The 26,958-nt window shown below is 53.0% G+C and carries 23 protein-coding genes; 14 read left to right on the top strand and 9 right to left on the bottom strand.

Going from position 1 to position 26,958, the window contains the following annotated elements; translation table 11 throughout:
- From OGX84_RS15500 to OGX84_RS15485, 4 genes are all read right to left on the bottom strand, one after another.
- A partial coding sequence (locus OGX84_RS15500) for a dimethylsulfoxide reductase iron-sulfur subunit DmsB (protein ID WP_012132456.1) occupies positions 1–614 on the bottom strand: 614 nt, incomplete at its 3' end.
- Positions 615–624: 10 nt separating this feature from the next.
- The gene (ynfF, locus tag OGX84_RS15495; protein WP_110494277.1) at positions 625–3,060 is read right to left on the bottom strand and encodes a selenate/tellurate reductase subunit YnfF; all 2,436 of its coding nucleotides are present in this window, start codon (positions 3,058–3,060) and stop codon (positions 625–627) included.
- 142 nt (positions 3,061–3,202) lie between these two features.
- Positions 3,203–5,641 carry a selenate/tellurate reductase subunit YnfE gene (gene ynfE, locus OGX84_RS15490; RefSeq protein ID WP_112002427.1) on the bottom strand — a complete coding sequence of 813 codons (2,439 nt, stop codon included), beginning with the start codon at positions 5,639–5,641 and terminating at the stop codon, positions 3,203–3,205.
- A gap of 171 nt (positions 5,642–5,812) precedes the next feature.
- A complete protein-coding gene (locus OGX84_RS15485; RefSeq protein WP_012132453.1) occupies positions 5,813–6,121 on the bottom strand; it encodes a DUF1161 domain-containing protein in 309 nt (102 codons plus the stop codon).
- 103 nt (positions 6,122–6,224) lie between these two features.
- Here OGX84_RS15485 and OGX84_RS15480 point away from each other — a divergent pair, with 103 nt between their 5' ends.
- Positions 6,225–6,959 carry a YnfC family lipoprotein gene (locus OGX84_RS15480; RefSeq protein WP_024130347.1) on the top strand — a complete coding sequence of 245 codons (735 nt, stop codon included), beginning with the start codon at positions 6,225–6,227 and terminating at the stop codon, positions 6,957–6,959.
- A gap of 4 nt (positions 6,960–6,963) precedes the next feature.
- On the opposite strand, the gene speG is transcribed toward OGX84_RS15480, so the two are convergent.
- Both speG and OGX84_RS15470 read right to left on the bottom strand, forming a co-directional pair.
- Positions 6,964–7,524: a spermidine N1-acetyltransferase gene (gene speG, locus OGX84_RS15475; protein WP_012132451.1), complete on the bottom strand. Its 561-nt coding sequence runs from the start codon at positions 7,522–7,524 to the stop codon at positions 6,964–6,966.
- A 34-nt stretch (positions 7,525–7,558) separates the two neighbouring features.
- A complete protein-coding gene (locus OGX84_RS15470; RefSeq protein ID WP_012132450.1) occupies positions 7,559–7,900 on the bottom strand; it encodes a DUF1283 family protein in 342 nt (113 codons plus the stop codon).
- 145 nt (positions 7,901–8,045) lie between these two features.
- On the opposite strand from OGX84_RS15470, the gene OGX84_RS15465 reads away from it, so the two are divergent.
- From OGX84_RS15465 to OGX84_RS15445, 5 genes are all read left to right on the top strand, one after another.
- Positions 8,046–8,372: a YnfA family protein gene (locus tag OGX84_RS15465; protein ID WP_024130346.1), complete on the top strand. Its 327-nt coding sequence runs from the start codon at positions 8,046–8,048 to the stop codon at positions 8,370–8,372.
- Between the two features lie 109 nt (positions 8,373–8,481).
- Positions 8,482–9,696 carry a starvation-sensing protein RspA gene (gene rspA, locus OGX84_RS15460; protein WP_112002428.1) on the top strand — a complete coding sequence of 405 codons (1,215 nt, stop codon included), beginning with the start codon at positions 8,482–8,484 and terminating at the stop codon, positions 9,694–9,696.
- A 13-nt stretch (positions 9,697–9,709) separates the two neighbouring features.
- Positions 9,710–10,729: a Zn-dependent oxidoreductase gene (locus OGX84_RS15455; protein ID WP_112002429.1), complete on the top strand. Its 1,020-nt coding sequence runs from the start codon at positions 9,710–9,712 to the stop codon at positions 10,727–10,729.
- A gap of 53 nt (positions 10,730–10,782) precedes the next feature.
- The gene (locus OGX84_RS15450; RefSeq protein WP_012132446.1) at positions 10,783–12,162 is read left to right on the top strand and encodes an MFS transporter; all 1,380 of its coding nucleotides are present in this window, start codon (positions 10,783–10,785) and stop codon (positions 12,160–12,162) included.
- Positions 12,163–12,337: 175 nt separating this feature from the next.
- On the top strand, positions 12,338–13,810 hold the full coding sequence (locus OGX84_RS15445; RefSeq protein WP_012132445.1) for a mannitol dehydrogenase family protein: 1,473 nt from the start codon (positions 12,338–12,340) through the stop codon (positions 13,808–13,810).
- A gap of 107 nt (positions 13,811–13,917) precedes the next feature.
- On the opposite strand, the gene OGX84_RS15440 is transcribed toward OGX84_RS15445, so the two are convergent.
- Together OGX84_RS15440 and ydfG are read right to left on the bottom strand one after the other, a co-directional pair.
- Positions 13,918–14,604 carry a GntR family transcriptional regulator gene (locus OGX84_RS15440; RefSeq protein WP_012132443.1) on the bottom strand — a complete coding sequence of 229 codons (687 nt, stop codon included), beginning with the start codon at positions 14,602–14,604 and terminating at the stop codon, positions 13,918–13,920.
- A gap of 87 nt (positions 14,605–14,691) precedes the next feature.
- The gene (gene ydfG, locus OGX84_RS15435) at positions 14,692–15,438 is read right to left on the bottom strand and encodes a bifunctional NADP-dependent 3-hydroxy acid dehydrogenase/3-hydroxypropionate dehydrogenase YdfG (protein WP_024130344.1); all 747 of its coding nucleotides are present in this window, start codon (positions 15,436–15,438) and stop codon (positions 14,692–14,694) included.
- A gap of 137 nt (positions 15,439–15,575) precedes the next feature.
- On the opposite strand from ydfG, the gene dcp reads away from it, so the two are divergent.
- The 3 genes from dcp (at position 15,576) to OGX84_RS15420 (ending at position 20,073) form a co-directional block, all read left to right on the top strand.
- Entirely contained in the window at positions 15,576–17,621 is a 2,046-nt protein-coding gene (dcp, locus tag OGX84_RS15430; RefSeq protein WP_286458144.1) for a peptidyl-dipeptidase Dcp, read from the top strand.
- A 200-nt stretch (positions 17,622–17,821) separates the two neighbouring features.
- Positions 17,822–19,000 carry a serine hydrolase domain-containing protein gene (locus tag OGX84_RS15425; protein WP_286458142.1) on the top strand — a complete coding sequence of 393 codons (1,179 nt, stop codon included), beginning with the start codon at positions 17,822–17,824 and terminating at the stop codon, positions 18,998–19,000.
- A 182-nt stretch (positions 19,001–19,182) separates the two neighbouring features.
- Entirely contained in the window at positions 19,183–20,073 is an 891-nt protein-coding gene (locus OGX84_RS15420; RefSeq protein ID WP_047457159.1) for a diguanylate cyclase, read from the top strand.
- 329 nt (positions 20,074–20,402) lie between these two features.
- Here the strand turns inward: OGX84_RS15420 and mgtS are convergent, their stop codons facing one another.
- Positions 20,403–20,498: a protein MgtS gene (gene mgtS / locus OGX84_RS15415; protein ID WP_000901367.1), complete on the bottom strand. Its 96-nt coding sequence runs from the start codon at positions 20,496–20,498 to the stop codon at positions 20,403–20,405.
- A 329-nt stretch (positions 20,499–20,827) separates the two neighbouring features.
- Between mgtS and OGX84_RS15410 the strand changes: the two genes are divergently transcribed.
- The 5 genes from OGX84_RS15410 to urtD all read left to right on the top strand — a co-directional run bounded on the left by OGX84_RS15410 (position 20,828) and on the right by urtD (position 26,955).
- Positions 20,828–21,931 carry a cobalamin-independent methionine synthase II family protein gene (locus OGX84_RS15410; RefSeq protein WP_012132436.1) on the top strand — a complete coding sequence of 368 codons (1,104 nt, stop codon included), beginning with the start codon at positions 20,828–20,830 and terminating at the stop codon, positions 21,929–21,931.
- Positions 21,932–22,194: 263 nt separating this feature from the next.
- Positions 22,195–23,466, top strand: coding sequence for an urea ABC transporter substrate-binding protein (gene urtA, locus OGX84_RS15405; protein ID WP_286458140.1), 1,272 nt, complete (start codon positions 22,195–22,197; stop codon positions 23,464–23,466).
- A 44-nt stretch (positions 23,467–23,510) separates the two neighbouring features.
- Positions 23,511–25,085: an urea ABC transporter permease subunit UrtB gene (gene urtB / locus OGX84_RS15400; protein ID WP_012132434.1), complete on the top strand. Its 1,575-nt coding sequence runs from the start codon at positions 23,511–23,513 to the stop codon at positions 25,083–25,085.
- The gene (urtC, locus tag OGX84_RS15395; RefSeq protein WP_112002431.1) at positions 25,085–26,158 is read left to right on the top strand and encodes an urea ABC transporter permease subunit UrtC; all 1,074 of its coding nucleotides are present in this window, start codon (positions 25,085–25,087) and stop codon (positions 26,156–26,158) included. Before urtB ends, urtC begins: the two co-directional genes overlap by 1 nt.
- On the top strand, positions 26,158–26,955 hold the full coding sequence (urtD, locus tag OGX84_RS15390) for an urea ABC transporter ATP-binding protein UrtD (protein ID WP_112002432.1): 798 nt from the start codon (positions 26,158–26,160) through the stop codon (positions 26,953–26,955). Before urtC ends, urtD begins: the two co-directional genes overlap by 1 nt.
- The last annotated feature ends 3 nt before the right edge of the window (positions 26,956–26,958 follow it).

The raw sequence follows: 26,958 nt of genomic DNA, 5'->3' as shown, positions 1-26,958 counted from the left end.
ACCTCCTTCGGATTTGCCAGATAACCCGTGGTATCCCCGGTCGGGCGGCTGTTGGCGTTGGGTTTAATCACAATGTTCGGTCTGGTGAAGTGCGCGCCCGGCAGCGGCGCAACGGCCGCCAGCGTGCCATGTTTCTTCCGCAGTTCTTCTATCGGGCCAAAGTCCAGCGCGCGCAGCGGGCAGGACTCGACGCAGATCGGTTTTTTGCCGTCGGCAACGCGGTCATGACAGCCGTCGCATTTGGTCATGTGGCCTTTGGCGGCGTTATACTGCGGCGCACCGTACGGGCAGGCCATATGGCAGTAGCGACAGCCGATGCAGACGTCCTCATCCACTACCACAAAGCCGTCCTCGCGTTTGTGCATCGCGCCGCTCGGGCACACTTTCGTGCAGGCCGGGTCTTCGCAGTGGTTGCAGGAAATGGAAAGATAGTAGGCAAAGACATTCTGGTGCCAGACGCCGTTATCCTCCTGCCAGTCGCCGCCCGCATATTCATAGATGCGGCGGAAGCTGACGTCCGGGGTTAAATCTTTGTAGTCTTTGCAGGCCAGTTCGCAGGTTTTGCAACCGGTGCAACGACTGGAGTCAATAAAAAATCCATATTGGGTTGTCATCGGTTACTCCTTATACCTTCTCAACCTGAACGAGATTGCTGTGAGACGGGTTCCCCTTCGCCAGCGGAGAAGGACGATGTGATGTCAGAATGTTGATGGAACCGCCGTGATCGACCTGGTCGCCAAACATATCCGCCTTGAGCCAGGCGCCTTGCCCGATGGCGGTAACGCCCGGCAAAATGCGCGGCGTGACTTTTGCCGGGATCAGCATCTGCCCGTTATTGTTAAATACGCGCACCGTGTCACCCTGTTGGATGTTGCGCGCTTTCGCGTCAATGGGGTTAATCCAGATCTCTTGCGGGCACGCTTGCTGCAACACGTCAATATTGCCGTAGCTGGAGTGGGTGCGGGCTTTATAGTGGAAGCCGGTCAATTGCAGCGGATAGGTTATTCGGATGGGATCGTCCCAGCCATCAAACCCTGGCGCATAGGCGGGCAGCGGATGAACGATCTCATCGTTTTCCAGCTCCCAGGTGTCGGCGATGGTCGCCAGCCGCTCGGAGTAGATTTCAATCTTCCCTGATGGCGTTTTCAGCGGACTGGAGGCAGGATCTTCGCGGAATGCGCGGAAGGCGACATAGTGTTCCTCCGGGCATTTTTTCTTGAAGATGCCGGTGGTTTTCATCTCTTCGTAGTCCGGCATTTCCGGGTTACGCGCTTTGGTTTTGGCATGCAGGTATTTCACCCACTCGTGCTGGGTACGGCCTTCCGTAAATGTCTGGTAGACATCCGGGCCGAGACGTCTGGCGATTTCGCTCAGCGTCCAGTAGATCGGCTTTCTTTCAAATTTTGGTGAGGTGGCCGGTTGCCCCAGGATGACATAACCCATGTTGCCTGCGGATTCGTGCGAAATAAGATCTTCCTGTTCCGTTGGCATCAGGTCCGGCAGCAGAATGTCGCAGTATTTGGCGGACGCTGTCATGAAGTGCTCAATCCCGACGATCATTTCGCACTTGCTGTCGTCCTGTAATACGTCATGGGTGTGGGCGATGTTGCCATGCTGGTTAATCAGCGTATTGCTGGCGTAGCACCACATAAATTTGATCGGGACATCAAGCTTATCTTTACCGCGCACGCCGTCGCGTGTGGCGGTCATTTCCGCGCCATGATCGATGGCGTCTGTCCAGGTAAAAACGGAGATCTGCGTTTTTACCGGGTTATCCAGCATAGAAAACCACTCTACGCCGAGGTCCCAGGTGCCTTCACGCACGCCGGAGTTGCCGCCGTTGATCCCGACGTTGCCGGTCAGGATAGAGAGCATGGCGATCGCGCGCGCAGTCTGTTCGCCATTGGAGTGACGCTGCGGCCCCCAGCCCTGACAGATATACGCCGGTTTTGCCGAGCCGATTTCCCGTGCCAGCTGGATGATTTTTTCCGCCGGGATACTGGTGATATGTGCGGCCCATTCCGGTGTTTTGGCAATACCGTCCGGGCCATCGCCCAGAATATAGGCTTTATAGTGCGCATTACGCGGCGCGCTGGCGGGTAAGGTCGTTTCGTCGTAACCGACGCAGTATTTATCGAGGAAAGGCTTGTCGATCAGATTTTCGGTGATGAGTACCCAGGCGATCCCCGCCGCCAGCGCGGCATCAGTACCGGGACGAATAGGGAGCCATTCATCTTCGCGACCCGCCGCCGTATCGTTATAACGCGGATCGATGACGATCATTCTGGCGTTGGAGCGTTCGCGAGCCTGTTCCACATAGTAGGTCACGCCGCCGCCGCTCATGCGCGTTTCTGCCGGGTTGTTGCCGAACATTACCACCAGTTTACTGTTGGCGATGTCATCCGGGCTGTTACCGTCATTCGTGCCGAACATATAACTCATTGCGGCGCTGATTTGTGCGGTACTGTAGCTGCCGTAACGGCTGAGATAACCGCCGCATGAGTTCATCAGACGATAAGGCACGTTGGAGTTCGTGATGTTCCCGCCATCCACGCCGGTGCCATACAGCACATGTACGGCTTCGTTGCCGTAGTCTTTCAGAATACGCTTCAGGTTGTCGCCAATGGTATCCAGCGCTTCATCCCAGCTGATACGTTCAAATTTGCCTTCGCCGCGTTTACCGACGCGTTTCATCGGGTATTTAAGGCGATCCGGGTGATTCATACGGCGACGGATTGAGCGTCCGCGCAGGCAGGCCCGCACCTGATGATTGCCGTAGACGTCATCGCCGGTGGTGTCGGACTCGACCCAGTACACCGCATCATCTTTCACATGCAGCCGTAGCAGACAGCGGCTCCCGCAGTTGACGGTACAGGAACTCCAGACCGCTTTTTCTTCCACTGGCGCAGGCGAAAGGCCGTCAGCGGCGCGGGCGATTCGGGAGAAAGGAAGCGTGAAGGCGCTACTGGCGAGCGCGAGACCACTAATGGCGGATGTTTTCACCAGACTACGACGGCTGATAGTGGCCGTCATGAGCGCCTCAGGCGTGGTGATTTTCATAGTTACTCACTTTGCTTATTGATTAAAAAAAAGAAACGCGATTTATAAAATTTGTTTTTACAGGACGTTGGTTTGTTCACATGACCGATGGACGGGCGAACACATCCCCCGAAACGCCTGTAATCGTTTCAGGGGATGGGGGTTACACTTTCTCGATTTCGACCAGATTGGTGTGCTGCGGATTTCCTTTCGCCAGCGGAGAGGGGCGCTGCGTCGTTAACGTATTCACGCAGGCGCCATGATCGATGCGATCGCCTGACATATCGGCATCATGCCAGGCGCCCTGGCCCATCGCGCTCACGCCGGGGAGAATGCGTGGCGTAACTTTCGCCGGAATGCGGACTTCGCCGCGATCGTTAAATACCCGCACCATATCCCCGTTGGCGATACCGCGTTTTTGCGCATCCACGGGGTTAATCCAGACTTCCTGACGGCAGGCGGATTTGAGAACATCAATGTTGCCGTAAGAGGAGTGCGTGCGTGATTTATAATGAAAACCAAAGAGTTGCAGTGGGAATACGCTGCGCTTAGGATCGTCCCATCCTTCGAACGTTGAAGCATAAATGGGAAGCGGGCTGATGACGTCGTCTTTTTCCAGCTCCCAGGTTTGGGCGATTTTAGCCAGGCGGCTGGAGTAAATTTCTATCTTGCCGGACGGCGTTTTCAGCGGGTTTGCCTGTGGGTCTTCACGGAATTTTTTATAGGCCACGAAATGGCCGTTGGGATCTTTACGCTTGTAGATCCCCATTTTTTTCAGCTCGTCATAGCCCGGTAACTCCGGGTCTTTAGCCAGCATTTTGGCGTACAGATATTGCAGCCACTGTTCCTGGGTTCGCCCCTCGGTAAACCTCTGGTGCACGTCCTGGCCCAGCCGCTTCGCGACTTCGCTCATTATCCAGTAAATGGGCTTACGCTCGAATTTAGGGGCGGTCGCGGGCTGGATGAAGATTAAATAACCCATATTGCCCGCATAGTCGTTAGGAATGATGTCTTCCTGTTCGACCGTCATCAGGTCCGGCAACAGAATATCGGCGTATTTCGCGGAAGAGGTCATAAAGTTGTCGATGACCACGATCATTTCGCACTTTGATTCGTCTTGCAGGATCGCGTGTGTTTTATTGATATCCGAATGCTGGTTGGTGATGGTATTGCCCGCGTAATTCCAGATGAACTTGATCGGCACATCCAGCTTTTCTTTACCGCGCACGCCGTCGCGCAGGGCGGTCATTTCCGGGCCGCGGGCAATGGCGTCCGTCCAGGTAAACACGGAGATCTGCGTTTTTACCGGGTTTTCCGGTAACGGCATGCGTTCAATGGTGATGGTGTAGGTGGATTCGCGCGCGCCGCTGTTCCCGCCGTGAATACCGACATTGCCCGTCAGAATCGGCAGCATCGCAATCGCGCGTGCGGTGAGTTCACCATTCGCCTGACGCTGCGGGCCCCATCCCTGACAAATACAGGCCGGTTTAGCGGCGCCAATCTCTCTGGCGAGCTTAATGATGCGATCCGCCGGAATACCGGTAATGCGTGACGCCCACTCAGGCGTTTTGGCCGTGCCGTCTTCGCCCTGGCCCAGAATATAGGCTTTATAGTGGCCATTCGCTGGCGCATCGGCCGGTAGCGTTTTTTCGTCGTAACCCACGCAGTAGTTGTCGAGGAAAGGCTGGTCGACAAGATCTTCGGTGATGAGCACCCAGGCCAGTCCGGCGACCAGCGCGGCATCGGTGCCGGGACGAATAGGTATCCATTCGTCTTCACGTCCTGCCGCGGTATCGGTATAGCGTGGATCGATAACGATCATGCGCGCATTTGAACGTTCCCTGGCCTGTTCCAGGAACCAGGTAATTCCGCCGCCGCTCATACGGGTTTCTGCCGGGTTATTACCGAACATCACCACCAGTTTGGTGTTCTCGATATCGGAGGTGCTGTTACCCTCGTTCGAACCATAGGTGTAGGGCATGGCCGCCGCGATTTGCGCGGTGCTGTAGGTGCCATAGTGACTAAGAAAACCGCCGTAACAGTTCATCAGGCGGGCCACCAGAGAGGCATAAGGCGAGGAGCGGGTGATGTTGCCGCCGACGATACCGGAAGTGTAGTTAATGTACACCGCCTCGTTACCGTATTTATCGACCGTGTTTTTCAGGCTGTTGCTGATGGTATCCAGCGCTTCTTCCCAACTGATGCGCTCAAATTTCCCCTCGCCGCGTTTGCCTGTGCGTTTCATCGGGTAGTTGAGGCGATCAGGATGGTTAATTCGCCGACGGATTGAACGTCCGCGCAGGCAGGCGCGCACCTGGTGATTGCCATAGACATCTTCGCCGGTGTTGTCGGTTTCCACCCACCAGACTTCATCATCTTTGACGTGGAGACGCAGGGCGCAGCGGCTACCGCAGTTGACCGAACATGCTCCCCAGACCACTTTGTCTTCAACGGGCTGGATTGCTTGCTGCACGGCAGCCGCCGCGGTACGCATCCCGAAAGGCAAGGAGAGTCCTCCGGCAGCGAGCGCCAGCGATCCTATCGCGGTGGATTTCACTAACGTCCTGCGGCTGATGCCTCCCTGTTGTTCAACATCGGACATAATTCACTCCATTATAGTTATCGTTATATAATTATGTTTATAACGAAATTAATAGGATACTAATGAAAGAGTGATTTTAACCCCTTATAGGTAGGGGTTATTAATCCATGTCAAAATTGAGGGAATCTTTCTAAGAGGGAGTAAGAGCCTGGTATATCAGGCTCTTATCTGTTACTGAGGTTCGACAGCATGCCCGTCCTGAGAAGGACTGGTACTGGCAGGAGCGTTTCCGCTGCTGGTGCGGGTATACAAAATTTTATGGGTATCGTTTGCACAGTGGCCTACGACCTGGGAATCGGGCTGATCCGCCTGGTCATTAGGAACAATAGTTAACGTAAAACTGGACTCCGCCACACCATTGTTAATGATGCGCTGTTCGATGTCGCTTTTGACTCTTTCACATGACTCCGGCGCCGCCAGTACCTGCGGGGAGGCGACGATGAGCAGACACGCTGCAATTCCTGCTGAGATTTTCATCATTCACTCCTTTTATGAACACGATAATGAAAGCTTAGCATTTCTAGTGTAAACAACTGTATTTGCTAATATGATTGAGAATCATCTCCTTATCCTGGTGAATAACGTGAAGAAACAGACCCTGGTGAGCTTTCTGTGTGTGCTGCTTGTTGGATGTGATAACGCCACTGTTCTGGTCTCCTTTACCCCGGAAATGGCCAGCTTTTCCAATGAGTTCGATTTTGATCCGTTGCGCGGCCCGGTTAAAGATTTCAGCCAGACGTTGATGAACGACAAAGGGGAAGTGACGAAGCGCATCAGCGGAACGCTTTCGCAGGAAGGCTGCTTTGATACGCTGGAACTGCACGATCTGGAAAACAATACCGGGCTGGCGTTGGTACTGGATGCAAACTACTACCGCGATGCCGAGACGATGGAGAAAAGAGTGCGCTTGCAGGGGAAATGTCAGTTGGCGGAGTTGCCCTCGGCAGGCGTGGTCTGGGATACGGACGATAACGGTTTTGTTGTTTCCGCAACGGGAAGAGAGACGAAGGTACAATACCGCTATGATGCGGAAGGGTATCCGTTGGGTAAGACCACCATCAGTAAAGACAAAACGTTATCCATTGATGCAAAACCGTCGGCGGACCCGCTTAAAAAGCTCGACTATACGGCGGTCAGCCTGCTGAACGATCGCCCGTTAGGCAATGTGAAGCAGACGTGTGAATATGATAATTACGCCAATCCGATCAACTGCCAGCTTGTGATCGTTGATGAAAGCGTCGAACCCGCCGTTGCGCGGAGCTATACCATTAAAAATACGATTGATTATTACCCGGCTGCGTCTGACACAGCCGGGTAGCGGCTTACTGTGCGGTAGGCTTCAGCAGGCTTGAGCCTGGCGTTTTGTGATCGTCCAGATATTGCTGCTGGAAAATGCACATACGAATGGTGTTGCGGTATTGGCCATTGATAAAGAACTCATGAATCAGTTCACCTTCAACCATAAAACCTAACTTACGGTAAATGTGAATGGCTTTTTCGTTTTCTTTATCAACGATCAGATACAGCTTATAAAGGTTGAGTACGGTGAATCCGTAGTCCATCGCCAGCTTCGCTGCGCGCGAAGCCAGCCCTTTTCCCTGGTATTCCGGCGAGATGATGATTTGAAACTCAGCCCGGCGGTGAACGTGATTAATTTCTACCAGTTCGACCAGACCGGCTTTTTCGCCGTTGCACTCCACGACAAAGCGCCGTTCGCTCTGGTCATGAATGTGCTTATCATACAGGTCAGACAGCTCGACAAACGCTTCGTACGGCTCTTCAAACCAGTAACGCATTACGCTGGCGTTGTTATCAAGCTGGTGGACGAATCGTAAATCTTCGCGCTCCAGCGGGCGCAACTTAACACTGTTGGCGTGGGTCATTTTGTGTCCTTACCGTCTGTCGCTCAACGCACTGTTATGGCGCAACGGTACGGCCAGTACGACGATCCAGGCAACGCAGCGTATTCGGTTCCCAGTAGGCGTTAAGGTTGGCGCTCTGTTCGCACTTGTCGCGGTTATCAAACGCGGCGTCGGCTTTGTCCCACTCTTTCTCCGTGCGCGTGTTCACTTTCTGGCGCAGGCTGCGGGTATCATTCCATTGTTCCTTTTCCATGGCTGCGTGTTGGCGGCTTTGCGCGCTGTCTCCAGATTCAATGATCAGTTTGCTGGTATTCGCGAATGCGGAGGTGGTATACACGACAGCACCCAGCGCAAGCATTGCCGTCAGGCACAGGCGTTTGCTAAGTGTATTGTTCATGGTTAATTCCTTTCATGATAGAGGGATAAAACTTGTTTAAATTCTACACCATTCCTGGCGCAGGGCATACCCATCCTGCGGGTATGGATACGAAGGCGCTATTCTGGCGTATCATGCTTAAACCTGACGTAACGCAATGATGATGATGCTAAAAACAACACTTCTTTTTTTCATGACCGCACTGTGCGAAATCGTGGGCTGTTTTCTGCCCTGGCTATGGTTGAAGCGGGGCGCAACGGCCTGGCTGCTGGTTCCGGCGGGAGTCTCACTGGCGTTATTCGTCTGGCTGCTGACGTTGCACCCGGCCGCCAGCGGCCGCGTCTATGCGGCTTATGGCGGGGTCTATGTCTGTACTGCGCTGTTATGGTTACGCTTTGTTGACGGCGTCAGACTCAGTCTTTATGACTGGTCAGGCGCACTGATCGCACTCTGTGGAATGCTGATTATCGTTGCCGGGTGGGGGCGCGCTTAAGCGCCTTATTTTGTGATCGATGAGCGATTTTTTGATCATTATACTTGTATGGTAGTAGTTCAGGTGTATAAATTTCCTGCATCGCACAGAAGAGATGTAAGGAACAACAATGAAGATTGTAGGGGCTGAAGTTTTTGTCACATGTCCGGGACGTAACTTTGTCACGCTGAAAATCACCACCGAGGACGGTATCACCGGCCTGGGCGACGCTACCCTGAATGGCCGTGAGCTGTCGGTGGCATCCTATCTGAAAGATCACCTTTGCCCGCAGCTTATTGGCCGCGATGCGCACCGTATCGAAGATATCTGGCAGTTCTTTTATAAAGGCGCCTACTGGCGTCGCGGGCCGGTCACGATGTCTGCTATTTCTGCCGTTGACATGGCACTGTGGGATATCAAAGCGAAAGCCGCCAACATGCCGCTGTATCAGTTGCTGGGCGGCGCATCCCGTGAAGGCGTGATGGTCTATTGCCACACGACGGGTCACACCATTGATGATGTGCTGGAAGATTATGCGCGTCACAAAGAGATGGGGTTTAAAGCGATTCGCGTGCAGTGCGGCGTGCCGGGTATGCAAACCACCTACGGCATGTCTAAAGGCAAAGGTCTGGCCTACGAGCCCGCCACGAAAGGCCAGTGGCCGGAAGAGCAACTCTGGTCAACCGAGAAATACCTCGATTTCACGCCGAAACTGTTTGACGCCGTACGTGCTGAATTTGGTTTTGAAGAGCATTTGCTTCACGACATGCACCACCGCCTGACGCCGATTGAAGCCGCCCGTTTTGGTAAGCGCGTTGAGGATTATCGTCTGTTCTGGATGGAAGACCCGACGCCTGCGGAAAACCAGGAATGCTTCCGTCTGATTCGTCAGCATACGGTGACGCCGATTGCCGTCGGGGAAGTGTTCAACAGCATCTGGGACTGCAAGCAGCTCATTGAGGAGCAACTGATTGACTATATCCGCACCACCATTACCCATGCCGGCGGCATTACGGGGATGCGCCGCATTGCGGATTTTGCCTCGCTTTACCAGGTGCGCACAGGGTCTCATGGGCCTTCTGATTTGTCGCCGGTTTGCATGGCCGCAGCGCTTCACTTTGATCTGTGGGTGCCTAACTTTGGCGTTCAGGAATACATGGGGTACTCCGAACAAATGCTTGATGTCTTCCCGCATAGCTGGACGTTCGATAACGGCTATATGCACCCAGGCGACAAGCCGGGTCTTGGTATTGAGTTTGATGAAAAACTGGCGGCGAAATATCCGTATGACCCTGCGTATTTGCCGGTCGCCCGTCTGGAAGATGGCACGTTGTGGAACTGGTAAGGAGTGATATGACATGAAAAGTATAGTGATTGAAAAACCTGACACGCTGGTTTTAGCGGAGCGTCCTATCCCTGAGCCTGCGGCCGGGGACGTTCGGGTTAAAGTGAAACTGGCGGGGATCTGCGGTTCTGATAGCCATATCTATCGTGGGCATAATCCTTTTGCAAAGTATCCGCGTGTTATCGGGCATGAATTTTTTGGTGTGATTGACGCCGTGGGCGAAGGTGTTAGCCGCGCCAGAGTGGGGGAACGCGTATCGGTCGATCCCGTCATCAGTTGCGGGCATTGCTATCCCTGTTCAATAGGCAAGCCCAATGTATGTACCTCGCTGGTTGTTCTGGGCGTACACCGCGACGGCGGATTTAGTGAATATGCGGTCGTTCCGGAGAAAAACGCGTTTACGATCCCGGATGCCATTGCTGATAAGCACGCGGTGATGGTTGAACCTTTCACCATTGCGGCGAACGTCACCGGGCAGGTTAATCCGACAGAGAACGATATTGCGCTGATTTATGGCGCAGGGCCGATGGGACTGACAACGGTTCAGGCGCTGAAGGGCGTTTATAACGTTAAAGAGGTGATTGTTGCCGATCGTATTGATGAACGACTGGAGATGGCGAAAGAAAGCGGCGCCGACTGGGTTATCAATAATGGACAGCAATCTCTGCAAGATTTCCTGGATGAAAAAGGGTTAAAACCGACGCTGATCGTCGATGCGGCGTGTCATCCGTCTATTTTACAAGAAGCTATCTCGCTGGCGTCGCCCGCCGCGCGCATTGTACTGATGGGGTTCTCCAGCGATCCTTGCCAGATTGTGCAGCAGGGGATTACCGGCAAGGAGCTGTCAATTTATTCCTCCCGTTTGAATGCGAATAAATTCCCGGTCGTTATTGGCTGGCTGGAAAAAGGTCTGATCGATCCCGATAAGCTCGTCACGCATACGTTTAATTACCACCATGTCACTGACGCGATTGAATTGTTTGAGAAAGACCAACGGCACTGCTGCAAGGTTTTACTCACATTCTCTGAATAATATTAATAAATGCGAGAGAGTGGTACGCATCTTACCTCTTAGAGATTGCCAATATGACTCAACAAAAACATGAACGGTCAACAAAAGATTTAATCAGAGCCGCCGTATCCGGTTGGCTGGGAACCGCCCTTGAATTTATGGATTTCCAGTTATATTCTCTGGGCGCTGCATTAGTTTTTCATGAAATATTTTTCCCGGAACAGTCCGCCGCAATGGCGCTTATTCTGGCGATGGGAACCTATGGCGCAGGATATATCGCACGTATTGTCGGCGCGTTTATTTTCGGCAAAATGGGCGATAGTATTGGGCGTAAAAAAGTCTTGTTTATCACTATCACCATGATGGGGATTTGTACAACCCTCATTGGGGTTCTGCCGACCTATGCGCAAATTGGTATATTTGCGCCTGTTTTACTGGTGACGTTACGTATTGTTCAGGGGTTAGGCGCCGGGGCGGAGATCTCCGGGGCAGGAACGATGCTGGCTGAGTATGCGCCTAAAGGGAAACGCGGCATTATTTCCTCGCTTGTCGCAATGGGAACAAACTGCGGTACGCTGAGCGCAACGGCAATCTGGGCGGTGATGTTCTTTGCACTTGACAGAGAACAGCTTCTGGCCTGGGGATGGCGTATCCCATTCCTGGCGAGCGTTGTTGTCATGATCTTCGCTATCTGGCTGCGTATGAACCTCAAAGAAAGCCCGGTATTTGAAAAGGTCAATGAAAGCGAAAATGCGCCGGCGTTAAACAACGCATCAGAAAACACATTGGGTGCCATGTTTAGCAGTAAATCCTTCTGGCTGGCAACCGGTTTACGTTTCGGTCAGGCGGGCAATTCTGGATTAATTCAGACATTCCTTGCAGGATATTTAGTGCAGACGTTATTATTCAATAAGGCGATTCCTACCGACGCGTTAATGATTAGCTCTGTCATTGGTTTTATTACTATTCCACTTTTGGGGTGGTTATCTGATAAATATGGTCGCCGCCTACCTTATATTTTATTGAATATATCTGCGATTATTCTTGCGTACCCGATGTTGTCTATCATCGTGGATAAAACCTATAGCCCCGGCGTGATTATGACCGCGCTTATTGTTATTCATAACTTTGCCGTGCTGGGTCTCTTCGCGCTGGAAAACATTACGATGGCCGAGATGTTTGGTTCGCGTAATCGCTTTACCCGGATGGCGATTTCAAAAGAAGCCGGTGGCTTAGTCGCCGTTGGATTTGGTCCTGTACTGGCAGGTATTTTCTGTAATATGACCGATTCCTGGTTGCCTATATTAGCGATGATCATTGCCTATTCTCTTATCGGCTTAATTTCAGCGATTTTGATGCCGGAAGTGAGAGATCGCGATCTGAGCGTGCTGGAGGATGCAGCGGACCTAAAGGCGGCAAGTAGCGTTCAGGGTTCGGCAACGCAGGTAGGGTAACGTCGCACAGGGCATGACCGGAATGGACAGGGAATGTTGAATTTCGGTCATGTTGTCACATAACTTTAAAATGATGTCATACCAATTGCAAAAAGCTTAATTCAAATCAAATCATACAACCCTACAGGCGTTACTCTGAGACAGTCCTGAATTCATTCATACAATAGGTCATACCATGCAAAACAAGCTCTTAACGGCTAAGGCTTCGCTTCCTCATTACGATCGCGCCAGACTGGTTCCTCGCATTGTGCATTTGGGCTTTGGCGCATTCCATCGCGCGCATCAGGGTGTCTACGCGGATATCCTCGCGGCGGAACACAACAGCGACTGGGGATATTGTGAAGTCAACCTGATTGGCGGCGAGCAGCAGATTGCCGACCTGAAACAGCAAGACAACCTGTATACCGTGGCGGAAATGTCAGCGGATGCCTGGACCGCAAGGGTTGTTGGGGTGGTAAAAAACGCGCTGCACGCGCAGGTTGACGGTCTGGAAACCGTCCTGGCTGCCATGTGCGAGCCGCAGGTGGCGATTGTTTCCCTGACGATTACAGAAAAAGGGTACTGCCACTCTCCGGCGACCGGTCAGTTGATGCTGGATCACCCGATGATCGCCGCCGATCTGCAAAACCCGCAGCAGCCGAAATCCGCGCCTGGCGTGGTGGTGGAAGCGCTGGCGCGTCGTAAAGCGGCTGGCCTGGCGCCATTTACCGTGATGTCCTGCGATAACATGCCTGAAAATGGACACGTCATGCGCAATGTAGTTACTGCCTATGCCCGTGCGGTAGATGCAGAGCTGGCCGCGTGGATTGAGCAACATGTGACGTTCCCGTCCACGATGGTTGATCGTATTGTACCGGCGGTGACGGCTGACACGCTGGATAAGATCGAACAGTTAACCGGCGTACGCGATCCTGCGGGTGTGGCGTGTGAACCGTTCCGCCAGTGGGTGATTGAGGATAATTTTGTCGCGGGTCGCCCTGAATGGGAAAAAGCGGGCGCTGAACTGGTGGCAGATGTTATCCCGTTCGAAGAGATGAAACTGCGTATGCTTAATGGCAGTCACTCATTCCTGGCGTACCTCGGGTATCTGGCGGGCTATCAGCACATTAATGACTGCATGGAAGATGAAAATTACCGCCTGGCCGCGCATGCGTTGATGTTGCAGGAACAGGCGCCGACGCTGAAAGTGAAGGGGGTGGATCTGAAGCGTTATGCCGATTTGCTGATCGCGCGCTACAGCAACCCGGCGTTGCGTCACCGTACCTGGCAAATTGCGATGGACGGTAGCCAGAAACTGCCGCAGCGTATGCTGGACTCCGTTCGCTGGCATATCGCGCATAACAGCCGTTTCGACCTGCTGGCCTTAGGCGTGGCGGGCTGGATGCGTTACGTTGGCGGCGTTGATGAGCAGGGGAATCCGATTGAAATTAGCGATCCGCTGCTGCCGGTTATTCAGCAAGCGGTTCAGGGCAGTGAAGAAGGGGAAAGTCGCGTTCAGGCGCTGCTGGCCATTGATGCGATTTTCGGTAACGAATTGCCGCACGTTGAGCTGTTTGCGAATAAGGTGAAAGAAGCGTATCTGTCGCTGCTTGCCAACGGCGCGAAAGCAACCGTTGCAAAATATGCGGCGAATATCGCATCAGCGTAATCTCTGCATGGTTGTAGGCCGGATAAGGCCTGCAACGTTCAACATCATTGACTATTGTAGGCCGGATAAGGCGGTTACGCCGCCATCCGGCTTGTTTGTCAGCGGGATTACTCTTCGCTGAACCAGTCGCTGTTTTCCTGGCGGATAAGCTGAACGGACTCGCCAATCTCCTGTAGATGCACAGTCATTGCGCGTTCCACCGCGTCGGCATCATGCTTTTCCAGGGCGGCAAAAATATCATGATGCTGGCGCAGCAACATTTCAGGCGGCGACACATGATCCAGACTCATATAACGCACGCGGTCAATGGTGGCTTTAATATTTTCAACCGTATCCCACGCCAGCTGGCAATCGGCAATTAATGCCAGTTTCTGGTGAAATTCATCATCAAGCTGGAAGAAATCGTTGAGCTGCTTGCGGTCAATGGCGATCCGCTGCTGGTGAAGGTTCTGCTCCAGCTGATAGCACTGGCTGTCGGTGATCATCAACGCCGCGCGACGAACGACCGCACATTCGATGGCCTGTCGGACAAAGCACCCATTCTGCACCTGCGATAATGAAATCTTATTCACATAGCTGCCGCGCTGAGGGCGGATTTGAATCAAACCGTTTTCCGCCAGCTTAATAAACGCTTCACGTACAGGCTGGCGCGACACGTTAAAGCGCACGGAAACCTCTTTCTCGGAAAGCGGTGTGCCTGGCGCAATCAGACAGTGCACGATGTCACGTCGGAGAATGCGGTAAATTTGCTGATTTACAGGCTGCGTAGGATTGAGTTGGGTTTCAACGGTCATTCGTTCTTACTTTTTAGAGAGTTAACCAGAGTACTCTACCACTTTTTTGTCACTATCTATACCCGACCCGTAGGCCGGGTATAAAAATTAACCCCGATGAACGCTCAGTCCGGCAAAAGACTGCGTAACCGGCATCATTTCCAGCGTATTAATGTTCACATGCGCAGGCAGATTAGCGACCCACCATACCGCTTCAGTGACATCATCCGGCGTGAGCGCGGTTGTGTTCTCGTAGGTTTTACCCGCTTTGTCATCGTCGCCTTTAAAGCGGACGTTAGAAAACTCCGTGCCGCCGACCAGACCGGGTTCAATATCGGTGACGCGTACCGCCGTACCGTGTAAATCCGTGCGCAGATTCAGACTGAACTGGCGCACAAACGCTTTGGTTGCGCCATATACGTTGCCACCCGCGTATGGCCAGCTACCTGCGGTAGAGCCAATATTGATGATGTGGCCGCGATTGCGCTCCACCATGCCTGGCAGAACCGCGCGGGTCATGTAAATAAGACCTTTGTTGTTCGTGTCGATCATGGTTTCCCAGTCTTCCACGCTGGCTTTATGCGCGGGCTCAAGCCCCAGCGCCAGCCCGGCGTTGTTGACCAGCACATCAATGTTGCGCCACTCTGCGGGTAATGACGCCAGCATATCTTCAATGGATGCACGGTTACGCACATCTAAACGAGCGATAAACAGATTGTCGCCCAGCTCATCTTTCAATTCTTGCAGGCGTTCCTGGCGACGGCCAGTGGCAATCACTTTGTGTCCATTCTCAATAAAACGACGTGTAATGCATTCGCCGAAACCTGCGGTCGCACCGGTGACTAAAACGATCATCTCACTGTTCCTCAACGCTTTTTGTGTTGTATTACCATAGCACGCCATCTCTGTTCAGGGGTAATCCTCGTTAATGGGATTGCGGTCATTTCAAGGGAGACCTACTCTAATGAACAAATCGTTTGCAGGAGTGAAAAATGTCGTTAACGAATCCATTCTTTAGCCAGAGCGTATTGCCTTACCAGGCCCCGCGTTTTGATCTGATTGAAGACCGCCATTACCGCCCGGCGTTTGACGAAGGGATGCGGCAAAAGCGCGCTGAAATTGATGCGATTGTCCAAAACCCGCAAGCGCCTGATTTTGAGAACACGTATCTGGCGCTGGAGCAAAGCGGCGCGTTGCTCACCCGTGTGACAAGCGTGTTTTTCGCCATGACAGCGGCGCATACCAATGACGAATTACAGCGCCTTGATGAAGCCTTTTCCGCTGAACTGGCGGCGCTGGCAAATGATATTTATCTCAACAGTACGCTCTTTGCGCGTGTGGATGCGGTCTGGCGACAGCGGGAGACGCTGGCGCTGGATGCCGAGTCGTTGCGTCTTGTGGAGATTATCCACCAGCGTTTTGTACTTTCCGGCGCGCAGCTTGGCGATGACGATAAAGCGCAGCTCAGGAGCCTGAATACCGAATCCGCCACGCTGACCAGCCAGTTTAATCAGCGGCTGTTGGCGGCGAATAAATCCGGTGGGATGGTGGTTGATTATCGCCATCAACTGGACGGATTGAGTCAGGAGGAGGTCGCTCTTGCCGCTGATGCCGCCAGAGAAAAAGGGCTGGCGGATCGCTGGCTTATTCCGCTTCTCAATACCACACAACAACCGACACTGGCCGTTTTACGCGATCGCCAGACCCGTGAAAATCTGTTCAACGCCGCATGGACTCGTGCGGAAAAGAACGACGCCAACGACACGCGTGCGATTGTTCAGCGTCTGGTGGACATCCGTACCCGGCAGGCAACATTACTCGGGTTTGCCAGTTATGCCGCCTGGAAAACCGCCGATCAGATGGCGAAAACGCCTGACGCGGCGCTCGCTTTTATGCGCGCCATTGTTCCGGCCGCGCGTCAGCGCGCGCTGGATGAGCAGGCTGAGATCCAGAAAGTGATCGATGATGAGCAGGGAGGATTCACGACCCAGGCGTGGGACTGGGCGTACTATGCTGAGCAGGTACGCCGTGGAAAATACGCGCTGGATGAAGCGCAGCTCAAACCTTACTTTGCGTTAGATACGGTACTGAACGACGGGGTGTTCTGGACGGCAAACCAGCTGTTCGGCATTAAGTTTATCGAGCGCTTTGATATCCCGGTTTACCATCCTGATGTGCGCGTCTGGGAAATTTTCGATCATGATGGCGTCGGTCTGGCGTTGTTTTATGGTGATTTCTTTGCCCGCGAGTCAAAAAGCGGCGGCGCATGGATGGGCAATTTTATTGAACAATCCACGCTTAACGAAACCAGACCGGTTATCTACAACGTCTGTAATTACCAGAAGCCAGCGGCAGGGCAGCCCGCATTGCTGCTTTGGGATGATGTGATCACCTTGTTCCATGAATTTGGTCATACGCTGCACGGCCTGTTTGCGACACAGCGCTATGCGACGCTGTCGGGGACGAACACCCCGCGCGATTTTGTCGAATTTCCTTCGCAGATTAATGAGCACTGGGCGAGTCATCCGCAGGTGTTCGAACGCTATGCGCGCCACGTCGGGACGGGTGAAAAAATGCCTGAAGCGTTGCAGGAAAAAATGCGGCGGGCAAGCCTGTTTAACAAAGGCTATGACATGACGGAACTGCTCAGCGCCGCATTGCTGGATATGCGCTGGCACAGTCTTGAAACCTTTTCGGCATCGCAGTCGGTCGATCTCTTTGAACAGCAGGCGCTGGCGGCGGAAGAACTCGATCTTCCGGCAGTGCCGCCGCGCTACCGGAGCAGCTATTTCGCCCATATTTTCGGTGGCGGGTATGCGGCAGGCTATTACGCCTATTTGTGGACGCAAATGCTGGCAGACGACGGCTACCAGTGGTTTGTTGAACAGGGAGGGTTAACGAGTGAGAACGGACAGCGTTTCCGTGATGCCATCTTGTCACGCGGCAACAGTACGGACCTGGAACGCCTCTACCCGGCGTGGCGGGGTCATGAACCGCGTATCGAACCCATGTTAAAACACCGGGGTTTAGACCGCTAAGCGCAAGGGCGCTGCCTGAATGTTTATCAGGCAACGCTCTGATTTTTTGTCAATGTTAAGTAAGCCGCCGGGATACTGGTGTACAATGCGGGCTTCTTTTTATCCGGGGCCCCTGTTTTCATGTGTTCGTATTCTCTTCCGCTTTTCTCTTTGTTTGAGAAAAAACTTGTTGTGTCTGTGAATCAGAACTGATGAGAACAATGAAAATTAAACACCAGATGCTCTGCGTATCCTTATTTGCGCTCATCGGGTGTGGCAACAGTACGCTTTCACAGCTGGATATGCCTGCGCAAAAAAGCGCGCAAGTTGTGGTGGGATACTACGGGCGCGGTATTGATCCGATGATTCGGCAATATATGCGGGAAAAAGAGGTGACTGGCGTCGTTGTTGCTGTTATTCAGAATAATGGCCCGGCAGAATTTCACAGTTACGGGATAACCGATGATAAAAATCGTTATCCCATCACGCCAGATACGCTGTTCGCTTTAGGTTCGCTGAGTAAAGGCGTGATGGCAGAAGTGACGACGATGCTGGTGGATGAAGGGGTGTTTAACTGGACGGATACACTGGAAACGTTGCTTCCACAGAATACGCCTTTAAGCCCTGACGCCAAAAATATTACGCTCCTCCAGTTGGTGACTCACACTTCCGGTTTGCCCCGGCAGCCTATGGATTTGCTGACGCTGGAAAACTTAATGCGCTATTTCAGTAACGGCGAGAACTTTTATACGCAGCTGGACAGCGACGCCGTGCTGGGTTATCTCAGTGATTTTACTGCGCCGGACGTGCGCGTTCCGCAGTATTCCAACATCGGCTACGCCATCCTGGGGTATATTTTGCAGCGCAGAACGGGAGAGCCGATCCAGGCGCTGGCGCAACGCATGATATTTGAACCACTGGCGATGACAAACAGCAGTTATACGCCCATGTTATTGAAGGCATACCCGCGAAGAGCGCTGGGCCATGCTGGCGATCAGCCCAAGCTCATTACCCGTGGTCATCTGACGCCAGACTGGGTTTTTAACAAAAATATGATGGGGGCGGCCAGTTTATACAGTAGCGCCCGCGATCTGACTAATTATGCCCGCGCGCATTTTACATCCAAAACCGTTTCGGCCATCGATCGGGCTTTTGCTGAAGCCACACAGACTTATTATTATCGACAGAAAGAAGCAGCGAATATTGCGTGGGTGAGTGATGAGTTTTCTGCGCAAAAGATCACCTATCAGGTCGGATATATTGGTGGGTATTCCAGCTATATTGGGTTTGATAAAAGAAATCGCAACGCGGTAGTGGTTTTGCAAAATAGTTTCAACTGGAGTAATTATATCGGTCAGACGATCCTGACTCGCCTGGCGCAGCAGGGGAAGGGCGATTAAAGATGTTAAGCGCATTGCAAATATTCCAGGATTATTCACTTTTTTCCTTTATTACCACTTTAAAATCATAGCGTTATAGATTCTCCATTTCCTGGCTCGGCCTTCTATTAATAAATTGACATAAATTTGCTTTTGTACCGCTAGACTACGGTACATCAAGGATGTATGCCCAAGGAGTGGCAATGATTAAAAAAACGATAGAAATCGATACCATCTTGTTAGATCTGAACCAGTCTATTGATGCCCACTATCAGTGGCTGGTGAAAATGTTTCGTTGCACAGTGTCTGGCGATGTCAATCAACCCGATATTTTCGATATCAATTCTCACTGTCTGTGTCAGTTCAGCCAATGGCTAAATAATCATCCGGTACACGAACCTGAAGAAAAGGGCTTTGTTATCAAGATTATTATTGCTCATGAACACATGCACACACGAGGTCGGGAATTACTGCGGGCGATCGCGGAAAAACGTTCGGAAGATCACCATTTTGACAGCTTTCAGGAAGCGTTATTAGCATTTACCTCGGCGGTGATGGACTACAAAATATATCTGCTCAATATTCGCAGTAATATGGATATATTAACCGGATTACCCGGGCGCAGAGTCCTTGATGAATCTTTCGATCGTCAGCTTATTGATGCACAACCGCTTAATTTATATTTGCTGCTTTTTGATATTGACCGCTTTAAATTGGTCAATGACAACTATGGTCATCTGGTCGGTGATAGCGTGCTGCGCACCCTGGCGTCGAATTTATCCGTCTGGACGCGCTACGATGAAACGCCTTACCGCTATGGCGGGGAGGAGTTTGTGATTATCATCCGTACAAAAACGGATGAACAGGCCTGTCGGGCAGGGTTACGTATCTGCCAGCTAGTGGCGGATAATCCGATTAACTACCCTGACGGAGAACTTTCGATAACGGTAACTGCGGGCATTACCCAGGCGCAGCAGGGAGAACCGCTGGATGTCGTCATCGGACGCGCAGACAGGGCAATGTACCGGGGTAAACAAACCGGAAGGAATCGCTGCATGTTTATGGACAAAGATCAGCAAATCACGCGTGTGTAACATGAGCCGAACGGCACGCTCTTTACATAACCGGTTCACTGACATAAGTGTGCAAAGGGATGGAAGCGCGAAACGCCGGTTTTGCTGGTTTAGTTCTATGTTGTTTAACCTTCATTGATATTGTCTGTGTCAGGATGGTAAACGATCCGTTATCTGCGCAGGGAATTGCCTGATAACGCATAAGGTAAAAACACAAATCTATCCATGCAAGCATTCACCGCTGGTTTATCCGGCGGTTTTTTTTGTCTGTCTGCCGGGCGGGTAAAAAAATGGCCCCTTGTGCAGTTACGCTACAAGGGGCCTTGTCGGTGAGGAGCTATCTCCGTTCATTAATCATCCCATTTATGGCTGAAATACGCGGCCAGAAAACCAGAAAATAAAATAATTCCCAGAACGGCCATGAAAACGTTCATATTACCCAGCATATAATGCCTCCTTTTATTTGTGTGTTTCCTCTCTTACCTTAATTCACCTCATGAGCACCCATAGTAGCAGATTAAATCTAAACAAATGCTGAATTAGGTGATTATTTCAACGTTAACGTCAGGATTTTTCCGGTATGGGATTTCAGACTATGAAAAAGCGTCACAAAACGATGAGGCAATGTGAATTTATTTCAAGGGTGATGAATTTTTCTCGGTTGTCAGTGAGCAGGTTGCATGTCATTTTTAGACGCATAGCCATCCAGAAGTCTAAACTTCAAATAATAAATTATCACGTCAGGCAACTAATGCCGGGTGAATGAGGAGATCACATGCAAAAACAACAGGCCCCATTTCGCGCAGACATCGTCGGCAGTTTTTTACGCCCGGACACGATCAAACAAGCTCGTTTGCAATTTGCATGCGGTGAGATAACGGCGCAACAATTGCGCGCGGTAGAAGATGACGCTATCCGCACCGTTGTGGAGCAGCAGTGTGCCTGCGGGCTGCATGTCGTCACGGATGGCGAGTTTCGCCGCGCCTGGTGGCATTTTGATTTCTTCGATGGACTGCAAGGCGTTGAACGCTATGACGCTGAGAAGGGGATCCAGTTTAATGGCGTGCAGACAAAAGCGCACGGCGTGCGCGTTACCGGAAAACTGGGGTTTGGCGATCACCCTATGCTGGAAGACTTCCGCTATCTGAAAAGCATTAGCGGTGCAGCCGAGCCCAAAATGACCATTCCATCCCCCAGCGTGCTGCATTTCCGTGGCGGGCGCAAAGATATCGATGCTACCGTTTATCCGCATCTGGACGCTTATTTTGATGATTTGGCTACCACCTGGCGCGATGCGATTCATGCTTTTTATGAAGCAGGCTGTCGTTATCTGCAATTGGATGACACCGTCTGGGCTTACTTGTGCTCCGACCAGCAACGTCAGCAGATTCGTGAGCGGGGTGACGATCCTGACGAGCTGGCGCAGATTTATGCCCGCGTGATTAACCGTGCGCTGGAGGATAAACCAGCCGATCTGACGGTCGGGCTGCATGTTTGCAGGGGAAATTTCCGTTCGACGTGGATCTCTGAAGGGGGCTATGAACCGGTGGCGGAAGTGTTGTTCGGCACGGTGAACGTTGATGCGTTTTTCCTGGAATATGATAACGATCGCTCCGGTGATTTCGCGCCGCTGCGCTTTGTTCGGCCCGGACGTCAGCAGGTGGTTCTGGGTCTGGTGACCACGAAAAACGGCGAGCTGGAAAACCCGGAAGGGGTGAAAGCCCGCTTGCAGGAGGCAGAGCGCTATGTCGCAAAAGAGCAGATCTGCCTTAGCCCACAGTGCGGATTTGCCTCCACGGAAGAGGGGAATACGCTGACGGAGGCCCAGCAATGGGGCAAAGTACGCCTCATCACCGAAATCGCCAGTCAGGTCTGGTAAGTTGCCTTTCTTTGTTACACAGCGTTGCACATTCGTAATGCAACGCTGTTTCATTCTGGATCATTTTCCTCGCTGTATTTCCTGCCTTGTGGTTTCCGATTTTCTTGTTTCAGCCCTGTTGTCGGTTAATAAATTGATATTTATAGACATTTAAAAATCTGGCATCGATTTTGCCTTATCACTTCTGAACATCCTTAATTTGCACCATTTGCCCGTCCGGTTGCACCGGGACTTCCAGCAAGCTTAATTTCAGGAGTGAAACTATGCAGCGTCGTACATTATTAAAAGCCTTTGCACTGTCCGCCTCGATGGTTGCGATGGGGCTGAGCTTTAGCGTTCAGGCGGCCGATACGATTAAGGTCGGCATCATGCATTCGCTATCCGGCACGATGGCCATTTCAGAAACCCCGCTTAAAGATATGGCGTTGATGACGATTGATGAGATCAATGCTAAAGGCGGCGTGCTGGGCAAAAAGCTGGAACCGGTGGTGGTTGACCCGGCCTCAAACTGGCCGTTGTTTGCAGAGAAAGCGCGTCAGCTGCTGAGCCAGGATAAAGTCGCGGTCGTGTTTGGCTGCTGGACGTCGGTATCGCGTAAATCGGTGTTGCCGGTATTTGAAGAGTTAAATGGGCTGCTGTTTTACCCTGTGCAATACGAAGGGGAAGAGTTATCGCCGAATGTTTTCTATACCGGCGCAGCGCCAAATCAGCAGGCTATTCCGGCTGTCGAATATCTGATGAGTGAAGACGGCGGCAGCGCGAAACGCTTTTTCCTGCTGGGAACCGATTATGTCTATCCTCGTACCACCAATAAGATCCTTCGCGCCTGGCTGCATGCCAAAGGCGTCGAGGATAAAGATATTGAAGAGGTGTATACCCCGTTCGGACACAGCGACTACCAGACTATCGTCGCCAATATCAAAAAATTCTCTGCGGGCGGCAAAACGGCGGTGGTCTCCACCATTAACGGCGACTCAAATGTTCCGTTCTACAAAGAGCTGGCGAATCAGGGGATAAAAGCGACAGACGTGCCGGTCGTGGCATTCTCGGTCGGTGAAGAGGAGTTGCGCGGTATCGATACCAGACCGCTGGTGGGCAACCTGGCGGCGTGGAACTATTTTGAATCTGTCGACAACCCCACTAACCAGAAATTCGTTGCGGATTACCGGGCATACGCCAAAGCGCATAAGCTGCCGAATGCCGACACCGTCGTGACCAACGATCCGATGGAAGCGACCTATGTGGGCCTGCATATGTGGGCGCAGGCAGTAGAAAAAGCCGGTACGACCGACGTCGATAAAGTCCGCGAGGCGATGGCGGGGCAATCCTTCGCTGCGCCGTCTGGCTTTACCCTGACGATGGACGCCACCAACCACCATCTGCATAAACCCGTCATGATTGGCGAAATTGAAGATAACGGCCAGTTCAATGTGGTATGGCAAACTGACGAACCGGTTCGCGCCCAGCCCTGGAGCCCGTTTATCGCCGGTAACGATAAAAAATCAGACCAGCCTGTTAAAACCGCCAGCAACTGATCTTTTGCCCTCCTGCGGGAGGGCACATTCTGGAGAACACTTTCATGAAAGCCATGCGCTTTATTCGGGGTGTGTTGCTAATGACGTGGCTGGTGCCGTGGATCGTGCAGGCAACCGATGCCGATGTGTTTGTTGGCGCCAGCCGGGCGCAACAGGCGACGTTATTAGAACAATGGGCCATCACGCCTGAGGCGCAGCGTTTGCCTTTGTTGAACGCATTAGCGCGTGAGAATGTGCTGACTGATAGCGCAAAGCACGCTTTCATTCGGCAGGGTACGCAGGTTCTGCCGCTCGGCGCTGTCGCCGCGCCCGATGGCGAACTGAAAAAGGTTCGTCTGACTAACCGTCTGCGAAACCTGGTCAGCGGGGCGTTAGCCACGCATCAACTATTAAGTGACAATGTCACGGAAAGAGCCGCTGCCGCCAGCCTGTTACAGCGGGAGGCCACGCCCGCGATGCTGCCGCTTTTACAGCAGCGGCTGGCGCAGGAAACGGAAAGCGAAGTGACATCACGTCTGGAGATTGCGCTGGCTAACCTGCAACTGGTGAGTCCTTCCGCTGACGTCCGGCGTCAGGCGATTGTCCTACTGGGGCAGTCGGGCGACCCGGAAACGCAATCACGCCTGCAACCCTTTACGGATGCTGAACATGAACCGGATGCGCGTGTTCGCGAGGCCGCGACAGAAAGCCTGAACGCAATCGCGCAGCGGATGGTGATTGGCGATCTCCTGGGGCAGGCATTTATGGGGCTGTCGCTGGGATCGATTCTGCTGCTGGCGGCCCTGGGGCTGGCAATCACCTATGGATTACTGGGCGTAATCAATATGGCGCACGGTGAAATGCTGATGCTTGGCGCGTACAGCACATGGATGGTTCAGCAGTTTATGGGGCAGTTCATGCCACAGTGGCTGGCGTTTTATCCCGTTGTGGCGTTGCCGGTTGCCTTCCTGATCGCTGCCGGAACTGGAATGGCGCTGGAGCGCGGCATTATTCGCCATCTTTATGGTCGTCCTCTCGAAACGCTGCTGGCGACCTGGGGGATTAGCCTGATGCTGATCCAACTGGTACGCATGACCTTTGGCGCGCAAAACCTGGAGGTTGCCAACCCTGCGTGGCTTTCTGGCGGGGTGCAGGTCTATGCCAACCTGACGTTGCCCTGGAACCGTATCGTGGTGCTGGGGTTCGCCATGCTGGTGCTGTTTTTCACCTGGCTATTGCTGAATAAAACCCGCCTCGGGATGCGCGTTCGCGCGGTAACGCAGAACCGCAGTATGGCGGCGTGTTGCGGCGTGCCGACGGGGCGCGTGGACATGCTGGCGTTTGGCCTCGGCTCGGGGATCGCTGGATTGGGTGGCGTGGCCTTGTCGCAACTGGGCAACGTCGGGCCGGAACTGGGTCAGGGATACATTATTGATTCATTTTTAGTGGTGGTGCTCGGTGGCGTCGGACAACTGGCGGGGAGCGTGGCCGCCGCATTTGGGTTGGGTATCTTCAATAAGATTCTGGAACCGCAAATGGGCGCGGTGCTGGGCAAAATCGTCATTCTGATTGCGATCGTTCTGTTTATCCAGAAACGGCCTCAGGGATTGTTTGCGCTGAAAGGGAGGGTTATTGATTAATGACCATGCCAATGACATTAACACTGGCGCGTAGAGCGCCGCGTACTGTCCAGTTTTTTGGCCTTTGCCTGCTGGCGGCGCTGCTGATTCTGCCTTTTCTGGCGCTGCTGCCTGCGGATCACCCGCTGGCTGTCCCGGTCTGGGTGTTAACGCTGGCCGGGAAGATCCTCTGTTACGCCATTGTCGCTGTGGCGCTGGATCTGGTGTGGGGGTATGCCGGAATGCTGTCGCTGGGGCACGGTATTTTCTTCGCGCTGGGCGGGTATGCGATGGGAATGTATCTGATGCGTCAGGCCTCTGGCGACGGACTTCCCGCGTTTATGTCTTTCCTCTCCTGGAGTGAATTACCGTGGTTCTGGTGGGGAACGCAGCACTTCGCCTGGGCGATGCTGCTGGTCGTGCTGGTTCCGGGACTGCTGGCGCTGGTGTTCGGCTATTTTGCCTTCCGCTCAAAAATCAAAGGCGTCTATTTTTCCATTATGACCCAGGCGCTGACGTTTGCAGGCATGCTGCTGTTTTTCCGTAACGAAACCGGGTTTGGCGGCAATAACGGGTTTACGGGGTTTACCACGTTGCTGGGCTTCCCTGTTGCGGCGACCTCCACGCGCATAGCGCTGTTTCTCGCGACCGTCATATTACTGGTGCTGGCGCTGTGTCTGGGGTATCTCCTTGCACGCAGTAAGTTTGGCCGCGTTCTGACCGCCGTGCGCGATGCGGAAAATCGCCTGATGTTTTGTGGGTACGATCCGCGTGGCTTCAAACTGCTGGTATGGACGCTCTCCGCTGTTCTGTGCGGTCTGGCGGGCGCTCTGTACGTTCCTCAGGTCGGCATCATTAACCCCAGCGAAATGTCGCCGACCAACTCTATTGAAGCGGCCATCTGGGTCGCGCTGGGCGGTCGCGGCACCTTAATTGGCCCGGTGTTTGGCGCAGTGCTGGTGAACGGCGCTAAAAGTCTGTTTACGGTGATCATGCCGGAGTACTGGCAGCTGTTTCTCGGCCTGATCTTTATTGGCGTTACGCTGTTTTTACCGCGCGGTGTCATTGGTCTGTTTCGCAAAGGAGAAAAATGATGCAACCGGATGACGGACTTTTTACCCGCCAGTTGCCGGGGGATCGTTTTCGCGATCAAACAGACCCGGTTCTGCAACTGGAAGGGATCAACGTCAATTTTGACGGCTTCCAGGCGCTGACGGATTTAACCCTGAACATTGGCGTAGGGGAATTGCGCTGCGTTATTGGCCCTAATGGCGCCGGAAAAACCACCTTAATGGATGTGATTACCGGTAAAACCCGGCCGCAAAGCGGACGCGCGATTTACGATCAGTCCACGGACTTAACTTCGCTCGATCCTATCGCGATTGCCCGCCAGGGCATTGGGCGTAAATTTCAGAAACCGACCGTGTTTGAGGCCCTGACGGTGGAGGAGAATCTGGAACTGGCGATGAAAGAGGATAAATCCGTCTGGGCCACGTTAAGAGCGCGCCTCTCGGGCGAGCAGCGGGATCACATTGACGAGATGCTCGGGTTATTGCGCCTGGGCGCGGAGCGTGGGCGTCGCGCCGGGCTGCTTTCGCACGGACAAAAGCAGTTTCTGGAAATCGGTATGCTGCTGGTACAGGAACCGCACCTGCTGCTGCTGGATGAACCTGCGGCGGGGATGACGGACGCGGAAACGGAGTATACCGCTGAGCTGTTTCGCACTCTGGCGGGGAAACACTCGCTGATGGTGGTGGAGCATGACATGGGGTTTGTCGAAACCATTGCCGACCATGTTACCGTTTTGCATCAGGGGCGCGTGCTGGCGGAAGGGAGCCTGCGCGACGTCCAGGCCAATGAACAGGTTATTGAAGTTTACCTCGGGCGATAGGGA

The sequence above is a fragment of the Citrobacter sp. CK202 genome (assembly GCF_030333225.1).
GTDB classification, from domain to species: domain Bacteria; phylum Pseudomonadota; class Gammaproteobacteria; order Enterobacterales; family Enterobacteriaceae; genus Citrobacter_B; species Citrobacter_B koseri.
The sequence above is the reverse complement of the archived record's forward strand: the minus strand, read 5'-3'. Positions and strand labels throughout refer to the sequence as shown.